Origin of the sequence: Sphingobacterium sp. UGAL515B_05 (genome assembly GCF_033097525.1) — a bacterium.
Classification (GTDB): domain Bacteria; phylum Bacteroidota; class Bacteroidia; order Sphingobacteriales; family Sphingobacteriaceae; genus Sphingobacterium.
On sequence record NZ_CP109907.1, the window covers coordinates 274,533 to 287,102 of the forward strand.

The 12,570-nt window shown below is 42.9% G+C and carries 9 protein-coding genes; 5 read left to right on the plus strand and 4 right to left on the minus strand.

The window, feature by feature from the left end; all coding sequences use genetic code 11:
- Positions 1-230 precede the first annotated feature (230 nt).
- On the minus strand, positions 231-635 hold the full coding sequence (locus OK025_RS01035) for a hypothetical protein (RefSeq protein WP_317667957.1): 405 nt from the start codon (positions 633-635) through the stop codon (positions 231-233).
- Positions 636-918: 283 nt separating this feature from the next.
- On the opposite strand from OK025_RS01035, the gene OK025_RS01040 reads away from it, so the two are divergent.
- Both OK025_RS01040 and OK025_RS01045 read left to right on the plus strand, forming a co-directional pair.
- A complete protein-coding gene (locus OK025_RS01040; protein ID WP_317667958.1) occupies positions 919-1,521 on the plus strand; it encodes a hypothetical protein in 603 nt (200 codons plus the stop codon).
- 142 nt (positions 1,522-1,663) lie between these two features.
- Positions 1,664-2,602, plus strand: a complete 939-nt coding sequence (locus OK025_RS01045) for an energy transducer TonB (protein ID WP_317667959.1) — start codon at positions 1,664-1,666, stop codon at positions 2,600-2,602.
- 6 nt (positions 2,603-2,608) lie between these two features.
- On the opposite strand, the gene OK025_RS01050 is transcribed toward OK025_RS01045, so the two are convergent.
- The 3 genes from OK025_RS01050 to OK025_RS01060 form a co-directional block, all read right to left on the minus strand.
- Positions 2,609-3,973, minus strand: a complete 1,365-nt coding sequence (locus tag OK025_RS01050; RefSeq protein ID WP_317667960.1) for a hypothetical protein — start codon at positions 3,971-3,973, stop codon at positions 2,609-2,611.
- Positions 3,974-4,262: 289 nt separating this feature from the next.
- Positions 4,263-4,697 (minus strand): hypothetical protein, encoded by a 435-nt coding sequence (locus OK025_RS01055; RefSeq protein WP_317667961.1) that lies wholly within the window; start codon positions 4,695-4,697, stop codon positions 4,263-4,265.
- A gap of 19 nt (positions 4,698-4,716) precedes the next feature.
- A complete protein-coding gene (locus tag OK025_RS01060; RefSeq protein WP_317667962.1) occupies positions 4,717-6,699 on the minus strand; it encodes a hypothetical protein in 1,983 nt (660 codons plus the stop codon).
- A 397-nt stretch (positions 6,700-7,096) separates the two neighbouring features.
- On the opposite strand from OK025_RS01060, the gene OK025_RS01065 reads away from it, so the two are divergent.
- From OK025_RS01065 to OK025_RS01075, 3 genes are all read left to right on the plus strand, one after another.
- Positions 7,097-7,645 (plus strand): RNA polymerase sigma-70 factor, encoded by a 549-nt coding sequence (locus tag OK025_RS01065; RefSeq protein ID WP_317667963.1) that lies wholly within the window; start codon positions 7,097-7,099, stop codon positions 7,643-7,645.
- Positions 7,646-7,729: 84 nt separating this feature from the next.
- Positions 7,730-8,923, plus strand: coding sequence for a FecR family protein (locus tag OK025_RS01070; protein ID WP_317667964.1), 1,194 nt, complete (start codon positions 7,730-7,732; stop codon positions 8,921-8,923).
- Between the two features lie 228 nt (positions 8,924-9,151).
- Positions 9,152-12,562 carry a TonB-dependent receptor gene (locus OK025_RS01075; RefSeq protein ID WP_317667965.1) on the plus strand — a complete coding sequence of 1,137 codons (3,411 nt, stop codon included), beginning with the start codon at positions 9,152-9,154 and terminating at the stop codon, positions 12,560-12,562.
- Positions 12,563-12,570 lie beyond the last annotated feature (8 nt).

Consider the following 12,570-nt stretch of genomic DNA (forward strand, 5'->3'; position numbering starts at 1 on the left):
TATTACGGCATTTGTTCAGTGCTTGTTCAGTGCTTGTTCAGTGATTGTTCAGTGATTGTTCAGTGCTCACTCAGTACAAACTGAATAAGCAGTGACTAATTACTGTCTAAATACTGGTCAAATATTGTGATTAGATACAATTTGGTCGTAACGATAAACCTGCTTCTTCCTAGGCCATCCATCGGGTCAATCGTTTAGGTTTGACGCCTTACAAAATCAGTTTGTTTCCATCAGTTTTCATCCGATCGACTTTTGCTTGTACTTTTCAATGCCCATGCAACCAATATGGGCTGAAAAAATAAACGGGCGAGCCGCTTTCCGTCCGTATCCAATCCAAAGCCGTCGCGACGGTCTTTATATTGCGCAATATTTCCGGGAAACACGGCTGTAAAAAACGCTGCTGCGATTTTTCCAACGTTCGACCGCTGTTTAGCAGGTGTCAAAATCAAGGCAGCACCCAAAGCAATTTCAGCAAAACCCGAGTACAGCACCGTATCATCTTTGGGGATTGGAACCCAGTCCGGCACCTGTGCCTGGAATTCCTTGCGGGCGAAGGACAGATGTCCAATACCGGCAACAACCAAAAAGGCTCCTAATCCAACTCGTGCAATCTTCTGCATAGGTGATTTATCCATAGCTTTTTTACTTAAAGTACATCATTCGATGAGAAATCGTTTGTTCAACGCTGAAAATGATCCAGCTTATTGCAAAGGCACAATTTTACTAAAAGAAGCACCCCGTTTGGGAACAAGAGTGCCAAGACATTTTTGCAGCTGCCCCTCCCTTATTGAACAGGGAATGATTGACATCGCTTAGGACAACAGGTGAGACATGAACGTACTAAAAATTTAAATTTAATTTACAACGAGCAACCGTTGTCTTCTGATATTTTCCCTATCTTACTATAAAAATTAAACCATGCAGCGAATTATCTTTATATTTATACTAATGGGGACGTTCTTGATTGGCAAGAGCCAAGATCAAGCACAGATCAGCGTCAATCCGACTGGACTTGCTTTTCAAAATGGATCCCAGTCAATTATTATAGCGAACACCAAATCCGCAATGGAAATTAAACAAGATATCATAAGAAATCTCAAAATTTCCCACCAATCCAGGTTCTTAAAAATAGATTCTGCAAAAGATGTTCTTATTGTAAGTGATTTTATTCCGGGGTATACAAAATCAGATAAATTTCCGGAGAACGCCTATCAATTGGATCTTTTTTACAAAATTGTGGTTGATATTAAGGATAATAAGTTTAGAGTCCATCTACCGACGATCACCATTGCCTCGAATCAGAAATATGAATATGACGGATTAAATAAAAGAATTCAATTTTCGATAAACATGGCAATACGCGGTAAACGGGAGGCGGGAAGCAATATTGAAAAGCAACTATTTATTTTTAATGAAAAAGATAAGCTAATTGAGAAAATCACAAAAGAAAAACTTGAACAGGACTTATCAGCGATTGTCCGCCTTATCATTGACCAATCGGAAGCTCCAAATTGGGATTGATACATAAAGCCGCTCATCGGAAGTGAAACAAGATTATTTCACCAAAAAAATATATATTTGATCAAATGAAATTAATCCTATGCATTATTATTTCTTAAATATATATAAATACATTATTCTTCTTGTTTTTACGGGCCTTTTGATGCCGTCAAAAGCCCAGGAGACAATCGTCAGCTACATTAAGAAAAATGGTGGTTTTACTGCAATCAAAGATTCGGCAGCTTACACGAACATTATTCGGTTAACAGCAAATGAATTGGGGCTTCACGAATTAAACGATTACTATCCTAATGGCAATTTAAAAAGACATGGATGGACCAAAGTAGCCGACCCACGAAGATTATTTCTGGAAGGTACTATTGAAAGCTATCACAATAATGGCAACCTCGCGGTATCAGCCGGATATAAAGACAATAAACTGAGCGATACCGTAAAAAGATACTACGAAAATGGCCTTTTACGAGAAATTAGATTTTTCTCCAGTTCTGAAGCCAGTCCAAATGAATTTCTTTTTCAGGAGCAGCATAGCCGTCTACTCTATTATGCCGATTCAACAGGTCGCCAACAGATTGTGAATGGGAACGGCATGTTCGAATTTAAAGACAGCATAAATAGTGAAAAAGGGCAATATGCCGATGGTTTACGCCAAGGACATTGGGAAGGTACTTTAAAAAAGGGTAAGAGCAAGTTTGAAGAATGGTATGCAAAAGGTGTATTAAGCAAGGGCATTTGTACAGATAGTATGGATAACGTTCACCCTTATACACAACGGGATGTCCAACCGGAATACCCTGGCGGTGTAAAAAACCTGATGATCTTTATTGCACGTAATTACAAATATCCCAATGAAGCTTTAAAGGCAAAAGTATCCGGACAGCTCCTCATCAGTTTTGTCATTGAAAAAGACGGCACTGCAAATGAATTTAAAGTAATTAATGACCTCGGCTATGGAACTGCCGCAAGTGGCATAGAGGTACTTAAGAAAGCCGAAAAATGGACTCCGGGTTATCAATATGGCATGCCCGTGCGCGTGCAGTTTACTATTCCAATCCGCTTACATACAGGCCCGGCTCCAAATTAGCCTTGATCATAATCGTCTGGACTGTATCTGCTTCAAAACGGCCTGCATTTTTTCCTGATAGCGCTTATTTGACTTCGCTAATTTCACAGCTTTTTGTTGTTCTTCTTCTGCCTGCGCATAAAAACCGACCCGATACAACAATAAAGCCATCGTATAGCGGAATGCGGGCACATCAGGTTTGAGATCTATTGTTTTCTTTTGCCAACGGATCGCATCAAATATAACCTCAGCGTTATTTTTTTCAAAAGCCAGGATCTGCTGCGCACCGTAATTTAAATTAGTAGCCTGGTCATCCTGATAATATTTACGTCCCTTTCCTACGAGGGCTTTGAATTCTGCATTTTGTGCGCTGTCCAATAAAAGCCGGTTTCGCGAAAACTTGATCTGTCGATCTTGTGCAAAGTCTACGCGTGACAACGAATCGGGATCGACCCGATAAAATGATTGATTGTAATAGTTTCGCGCCATCTGTACGTAAGCCACACTATCTTTCATAAGCCTTTTATACTCGAGGGGATAAAAAGCTTGCGAATTAGAAGCCCGTAAATGATTAGGCGTCCATGTCGTATAGGCAAAATACCCCACTTCTTGAGCTAAGGAGAAGTTTTTGCTGTCAAGCGATTCCCGAAATGTCCGTTGTATAATCCTGTTGTTTATCTTTTTACGAACTGGTAACGGCAGAGAGGAATACAGGCTATCCACCATTGTGCTATTGGTACGTGCGAGTCGATAAGATTTGCTATTATAGACTGGGCCACAGCTCAATAAAAATATAACCGTCTCAAAATTATTCAATTGCTCTATTGTCAGCTGCGCTATATAGTCACTTAATAGCTGCTGGTCTGTATATTGGTCAAATGTTTGATTGTAGCGGAGTATTTTGTGCAACAAAGACTGCTGACGCATTCCCTTTCGATATTGTGCAGTAAGAACACCGAGCGTTTCAGCTTTCGCAAGCGTATTTGCCGAGTCTAGAAGCCTTTCCAGCTCATCTCCCCCATCAACCGCCTTGTCTACTCGTAAAATAGGAATCCCATCTTTATCGGTAACAAGGTACATCGGTTTGTTCAAATAGAAAGCTCGTTGCAACGGATGGTCAAATTCATCCCGATCCACCTGAACGATTCCCGACACAAACTGCGTACTGAGCATATCTTTTGCTTTTTTTGAAACAGCGCCTCTAAAAGGAATAATCTGATCGCTCCGCTGATGAACGACCAAGAACATTGGCTTATTTTCCTTTGCTGCGCGTTCCATAAGCTGCAAATAATCTTCCTCTTGCGGAAATTGCTGTTTCTGTGCTATCGCAGGGTAAACAAACATCCAACACAAAAATATGAATACAGCAGATTGTAATTTGAATTGACTCATTATTTAATTAAAATTAACTAGCAATATGTTCGCATATCATTTACAGAATCGGATAAAGGTCTCGACTCTTCTATTAAAAAAGTGAACAGCAAATTAAGATGTTCAACGACGAATAAAACAGCAAGAATGAATGCATAAAGCTAATCAAATATCAATAAAAATCCACAACAAAATTAACGCTGTACATAAAAAATTAATAACGAAAAGAAAGTACAGCAATAAGCAGTCTGGATTTGTTCAACTGCAAGCTGACAAAAGCTGAACATCGACCGTTTCAAAATCGCTTCACTTACTTTTTATTATTTTTAATCATACGGCGATAATAGACGACCTTACCAGTCTCCGTCAGCCCCTGGATTGTTACCCAGACCCCTTTATTGCGACTGTTGTTGTAGAATACAAATTCTTTGGATTGCTCGGCCTGATTAAAATCAAAAAACGGATCCCAGTACAAGGTCAAGCGAGTATCCAACCCAGAAGACAGACGCATTGCCGTCGACGAATAAACCTTATTAGTATACGCTTTTAAAGGCATATAACCTGCTATAGTTTCATGATATTCATCAGATCCCAAATCCCGATTTACCTCTGCCGGACTATATTCAAAGACAAGCAGCACATTTGTACCGGAATACACCGGAGAGCTATACGTACGGTAAAACTTCAGATAAGGATAGTTAGACACATCCTCATCCAAAAACGATAATTGGTACTGCCGATTCAATTCTTCTAATTTGTCGGGATCAGTTTTTGTTTTTTTTTACGACGTTGGACAGTCCACTGCCGTCTGCAGCTGCTTTCGCAACGTCGCCGGTTCCCCCGGCTAACTTTCCATTAAGAATAATCGAAACACTTTGCGCGGGAACTTTCGTAGCAATATACTCACGTAGAGACTGACTCATTCTAATAACCGAGCTGTCCATCAATGGAAGCAAGATTAAATCTGGTTGGTGGACAGTCTGAGGTTCTATCGTTCTGAAACGAAATTGCAAACGATCAATTTCCCGTTGCCTGCGCGTCCGCGTTACCTGCACTGTCTGCAGCACCCGATTTCCGTGCGCATCCATTGTAAAATAGTCTGAGTGAAGTCCCTTTAAATTATTCAACTCTCTTCTACTTGCATTAGCGGCCTGTACAGGTATTAGGATGGGATAGCGATAATTTTGGGGATCTGCAAATTTATACTGAACAGTAAAAGGGGTAAATTTCAGCTTTCGATAGATCTGTATAACCCTGGTTTCTAACGAATCAAATATAATCGAATTGGGCACCGCAAAATTTCCATTTTTGTCAAACATCAACTCAGTATATTGCATGCGTGGTGTTTCGGGATACTGATAGCCAAAAGAAATCCCCCTTGCAGGTAAATTTCTTTTTTTTCCTTTGTTTACTTCATCCAGATAATCGGAATAGAATTTAGCCCATGATCCCTTTTTCAGGCGGATCTGGCCTTGTATCTTTATGGGAGGATCCACCACCGTTAATTCGCTACCGGGACAATAGCTATCATCCCAAGTTTGCCCCTGGATAAAAAGATTCTTATTTTCTGTACGTTCCCACAACAGCTGCGGATTAACTAAAGGCTGTTGGCTTAAAGGCTGAAAGTAAATATCCGTCAACATACTTTGCGTGGTATCTACGGCGACTTCGGCATCAACTACCGAAACCGACAAACGGGCCATCTTCTCGCCCTTAGGCAAGGTCACTGTAACTGTACCTTCCGATTTTTCCTGAAAAGTACTGCTGACTGAGACAATAGGGCTTACTTCAATCTGTTCGTCGTCAATAAGCAAGCTTGTCCGCGATACGACCTGCTGTTTATCCCGTACGACAGCCTGCAAAATACCATATTCAAGATCCGCTTTCTTTAACGGAATATTCGTCTTTTTTCCTTCTTTGAGGTTGAACTCTTGATCAAAAAGGGCTCTTTTTCCTATTCCTACAGTGACATGAACAAGCTGGCTAGGCAGGTTGGTCTGCAATTGAACAAGTACCAGCGAATCCTGTTTTACCAAAGCAACCTTAGCGCCCTGCACCACTGGTTGAATTTTGTCTTTATGCAGTATACCCAGGGGATCTGCCCATTGGAGCATATAACTCCGATCTGGCTTAAAAATCGTCCGCAGCGTAGCAAAGCCAGCCGAGTCTGTCCTAAACTCCGCTATTTCACCAGCCTTTTCATCCACCATTTTTCCCTTAACAAAAGCTGGATATCCCCTACTGTCCAATGTTTGGATCAGCAGGGTATTTTCCAGTCCAGAAAGTAAGATCCCCCCCTCAGGCTGCTGCACAAGCTTGAACTCAGGTACTTTTTCAAGGGTAGATGTAGGGTTTTCATGAGAAAGCTGCAGAATGCCCAATTTTTTAAAATAGGGCCTACTATTGACGCAGGAGTCCAAGAGGGTATTGGCATTGATAAAAATCTCTTGACCAGGATAGCCTGCAGGTATGGTAAAATAGCTCGCTGTGACACCATCTTTGATTAAGGCCACTGATTGCCATATCTCCTTTCCCCCCTCGTCGATCAGTTTCATGTACATATTGTGGAGATCTCGAGCGATAGCTCCATCCTTTATAAAATAGCCCTTAAACCAGACCGTGTCTCCAGGTAAATAGTAGTCTCGATCAGTATGTAAGTAAAGTTGGCTCGTCTGGCCGTAGGTCGATTGAAAAAAAAACATCAGCAATAGGATGTGCAGCAAAAGTCTAACGATGTATTTCATCATTCGGTTTGATTTATTGGATTAAATAGGATAATAGGGCTACGGCTAAAAGTGCAACAGTAAGGGCTATCATCTATTTATTGAAAAGAAATAGATTCAATAGTTTATCGTTTATTGCAATTGGTTTCTATCTGAAAATTGAAAAGAAAAATTGAATAAAAAAAATATAATTTCGAAACAATCGATTGCGTATTTTTTAATCGAGCGGATAAACAAATATTAAACCGTGACCTTCATCTCATTTTGATGGGCTACTCATGAACTTTAAGCTCAATCGTTTTCGAAGAAATAAAATCACCAGCACCTGCTCTCACGCTAAAAGCTGAGCATATTTCCCTATCTTTATACCGTGCTCTTAAAGCATCTGTTATGTCAATTTCTTTATACATGATCAAACAAGTTGGAAAATTTGCAGATAGATTTACCTTACACTATTGAATCCCTTTTTCAGCAATACTACCGACTGCTTTGTCTCTTTGCAAACAATATCCTCCACGACGAAGCTTTAGCTGAAGACGTTGTTCAGAGCTTTTTCGCAGGACTCTGCGAGGACCGCAATACCTTACCCGATGATGAAAATGCGCGCCGGGGCTATCTCTTCATTTCCATCCGCAACAATTGCCTCAAACATATCCGCCGTGAAAAAATAAAAAGTAAATACGTCGACCAGCTTGACAAGGATATGATCGAAGAGCAGACCGTCATGGATGCCATGATACAGGCCGAAGTTATCGACCAGCTCATGGAAGCGGTTAATCAACTGCCCCAGGGCTGCAGACAAGTATTACACATGGCCATCTTCGACAAACTCTCCAACGAAGAAATTGCGGGCAACCTGACCATTTCCATCAATACCGTCAAAAGCCAGAAAAAAAGAGCCATACAGCTTCTCAGATCACGTTTAGATGCACATGCACTCCTCCTTTTGTTATTTTTACTTACTGAATAACAAGCATTTAAAACTTTATTTTTTTTTCTTTCCATCCTTTTGCGCACCCTGTGGCTCTTCTCCTTAAACAGCCAATTGAACATCATGATGGATCACCAATTTATACTCGTCGATTTCTTAGTCAAGCACTTTGGCGGGACATTGAGCCAAGCAGATATGCAGGCTCTCCAAAAAATCTTTGAAGATGATCCGACCCTACGCGAACAATGGGAACGATATACCAGTCAGGGGCTCAGATCTAGCGATGCAGAGTTCTGGGATAGACTGGACCTGGATCAGGCTCGAACGAAAATTTTACACTACGCTTCGGCCAAACCGGTAAAACGACCATTACAGATCGGCAATATGCGCCAGCTAATGATCTATGCAGGTCTTGCAGCCAGCCTGCTCATCTTTTTAGGTGTCGCATGGTTTTTAAACGCTACTCCTCAGGACAAACAAATTGTCGCCGATCACGTCTATCAGTATAACAACGATGTATTACCCGGTGGACAGAAAGCCACCCTCACGCTCTCCAATGGTAAAACTGTTGCACTCTCTGAGCAGCAGACAATTGTACAGGAAACGCATGGCGAACAGCTGCAGATCATAGATGGCCAACTGCACTACAAACCAAGCAGTGGGCAGACCGAACTTGCAAACCTAAAAAACACGTTGAAAGTACCCGAATCGGGCTTCTACCGGATGGTATTGCCGGACGGCACCAAAGTCTGGATCAATTCAGCTTCTGAGCTAAGCTATCCTTTGGCCTTTGGTAAATACACCCGCAATGTAGAACTACGGGGTGAGGCTTATTTTGAAGTAGCTCACGAAAAAAACCGGCCCTTCATCGTCAGCACGATCCACGGAGATATTAAGGTACTGGGGACCGCCTTTAATCTGACGGCTTATAGTAATGCAGCTTCCAATGTCACATTGGTCAATGGCAGTATCCAGCTGACCAACAAGAATAAAACGAGCAAACAAATTGTACCCGGGCAAAAAGTCGAATTCGACGGCAGCGCCATGCGCGTCTCTCAGGCAAATATCGAAAAGGAAACCGCCTGGCAACATGGCTATTTCTATTTCGAACACGACCAGATTCAGGACATCATGGAACAACTGGCACGCTGGTATGACATCCAGGTTATCTACAAAGGACCGATCAGTAAGAAAAAGTTTGGCGGCAGCATGAGCCGAAGCGTAAGCCTCGCTGAAGCCTTGGAACTCATTAAACGCGGAGCCGGCCTTGAATTTGAAATTGATGGAAAAACCGTCACCGTAAAGACCAAAAACTAAAAAGATAAACCAATTATTGAAGGAGGACGGATTATGATATAAAAATTTACAAAAAGACTAACGGTACCCAGTCCAGAGGTGCCCTCCGCAGGTGTGAACCTGCCCCAATGAAAACCTAAAAAACTAACCCTTTTGCTGAAAAATATGAATTACTTTATCAAATGTAAAAATTACCTATTCGGGAACAGAATGATCGAACCGAGTTTTTCGCCTCTTATCACGAAAAAAATGAAAGCAAGCTTATTTCTGGGTTTACTATTTACCTATGGAGTATATGGTAAAACCGAAGCCCAGCAGGTCACCTTGAATATCAATAAAGGAAACCTCAAAACCGTCTTTCAGGAAATCAAGAAACAGACCGGTTATCATTTCTTTTATGATGAAAGCCTATTTAATGGCCTAAACATGGTCACAGTGCATGCAAACAACCAAAAGCTGGAGAATGTGCTCAAAGAGCTTTCGGACGAATTGCCAATGACGTTTGAAATTCACAAGCAGCACATTATCGTCCTGCCAAGTTCGACCAAAATTGAACAACAGGCACAGCAACAATATACCATCAGTGGCCGTTTGCTTGCTACCAAAGACGGCGCTCCTATTGAAAATGCGACGATCAGACTAAACGGCAGCAATAGCCGTACATCGTCGGATGCTAAGGGTAACTTTACCCTTAAATCAACACAGTCAGAAGGAAGCCTGACTATTTCGCACCTGTCTTTCAAACAGCAGACAGTCCGTTTTAACAGTGCCAATGCAAACGCACTGACAATCTCACTGCAAGAAAATGACAGCGCACTGGAAGAAGCCGTTGTTGTCGGTTATGGTACACAAAAGCGTATCAACCTAACGGGTGCCGTAGACAATGTCAGCGGTGATTTATTAAAAAACAGACCGATCAACAATGTAGCCCAAGGTCTTCAGGGAGCTATCCCTAACTTGACCATTACTCCTTCCAGTGGTAACCCTGCAAGCAATCCGGGTATCAATATCCGTGGTACCACCTCGATCAATGGTGGTGGTCCACTTGTACTGGTGGATGGTGTGGAGATGAATATGAACCTGGTCAATCCAAATGACATCGCCAATGTTACGGTTCTCAAAGACGCCTCCTCGGCCGCGATATACGGTGTGCGTGGTGCCTTCGGTGTCATCCTGATCACCACCAAAAGCGCAGCCAATGTGGATAAGACAACGGTATCTTACAACAATAATTTCGGTTTCTCGCAACCCAGCATTTTTCCGGAGATTGTCAAGAAGAATTACGAGCATGCTGAATATATCAATCAGGCCATGCTCAACGCGGGTCTCGCACCGATGTACGATGATGCCACAGTCGCCGGGATGAAGTCCTGGACGGAAGATCCAGCCAATAATCCGGTTTATGAAATCGTTGGCGGCAGTTACCGCTTTTACGGCTATAACGACTGGCAAAAGATGCTGATGAAAGACTTCGCTTTCTCCCAAAGACACAATATCTCCCTCTCCGGTGGAACCGAGAAAACGAAATTCTTCAGCTCTGTCGGCTACAACAACCAGACAGGCTTACTCAAAATCAACAGCGATCAATTTAAGCGTCTCAATACGCGCCTGAGTGTCGAAAATCAGACCACAGATTGGCTAAAATTGGGTTTGCGTGCCCTCTATAATCATACGGACAACGACGAACCTTACAATTATGGTAACTCTATCTGGCACCAGTTTGTGTTTACCAGTCCGGTACGTCCTTATCAGTGGAACGGCGATCCCGCCTATCCGCAATATGACAAATACAATGGCATGTATTTCGACGATCAAAACCCTATCCCACTGTTGGAAAAAGGTGGACGCAACCATTCCATGAATGAAGATATCTGGACCTCTTTCAATGCCGACCTCAAATTCATGCCAGGCTGGACAGGGCATGTCGATTTCAATTACAACCTGAATATCGACAAAAACACCTCCCAGCGCAAGAAAGTGGATATGATCAAATCCAATTTTGTTCCGACGGAAGGAAATTCAACCAACAACTCCTACAGTGTCGAAGACAATCGCAGAGATTACTACTCATTCAATGCCTATACACAGTATGAGAAAACGTTGGCCAAACATTATTTCAAGGGAATGGTGGGGTATAATCAGGAACTGACCAAATATGGTTCCAACAAAGGAACACGCCTTGGTATCCTCAATCAGGAGCAACCAACCCTCACACTGGGTTCTGGCGAACAGCGTGTCGAGCAGACGGGTTATGAATGGGCTTTACGCGGAGGATTCTTCCGTTTAAATTATATCTATGACGACAAATACCTGCTTGAGGTCAATGGCCGTTATGATGGTACCTCGCGTTTCCCGAAAGACAACCGCTTCGTCTTCCTGCCTTCGGTTTCGGCCGGATGGCGCATCTCTGAGGAGAATTTTATGCGCTGGTCACGCAAAACCCTCTCGAATCTAAAACTACGCGGCTCCTATGGTGAACTGGGCAATCAGCTCCTCACCTCGAACAGCTGGTCGGGTAATACCCGCTATTACCCCTTTGTGCCTTTTATGTCAGCAGGTATCTCCAGTAACTATATTTTCGGCAATCAGACGCAGGTGATCGTCAATCCACCGACACTGGTTTCTAATAGTCTGACCTGGGAGAAGGTGGCCACATTCAACTTAGGAGCCGATCTTGCCTTTTTCAACAATAAACTCGACGCCTCTTTCGACTGGTATCGCCGTACGACCTCCGATATGCTCACCAGTGTTGTCTATCCTGAACTGCTGGGAGCGACCTCTCCGGTAGAAAATAAAGCCGAGCTCCGCACTAAAGGCTGGGAACTATCACTGAGCTGGAAGGACAAAGTCAACGAAAAGCTCTCTTATTCCCTGGGGTTCAACCTCGGCGATTCACAGGCCGAAATTACCAAATTTGACAATCCTACCCGTTCACTGACCAACTACTATGTGGGCCAGAAAATAGGCGAAATATGGGGCTATACTACGGAAGGCTTTTTTGTCGATGCCGATGACGTGGCCAACCATTCCGATCAATCTCGCCTCGGAAGCAACTGGGCAGCTGGTGATATCAAATACCTCGAACGCGACAATGTACTGAAGAACGGTAAAAATGAAATTTCTCCGGGCGACAATACCGTGGACAATCCAGGCGACCGTTCAATCATCGGAAATACCACACCGCGTTACACCTACGGTTTTAATGGTGGCATCAACTATGCAAATTTCTCTCTAGACCTCTTTATTCAGGGTGTTGGCAAACGTGATTTCTGGCCGTCAGGACAGGCATTCTGGCCTGTAGCGACCCAGTACTTCGCTACGCAACAATGGTGGATAGACGATACCTGGTCACCGACCAATACCGATGCATACTTCCCACGGGCAGTAGCGCGCAGTACAAAAAATCAGCAGACGCAGACCAAATACCTGCAAGATGCATCTTACCTGCGCCTCAAAAATGTGACGCTGGGCTATTCCTTCCAGCCGAATATCTTACGTAAATTAAAACTATCCAATGCGCAGGTATTCCTCAGCGGCGAAAATCTATTTTTCTTTTCACCGATCAAAGGAAGTTATGACCCTGAGGCAGCTGCTGGCGGCGGGGCCATGATCTATCCGTTCTCAAGGACCTATTCATTTGGAATCACTTTAACGTATTAAACCTACAG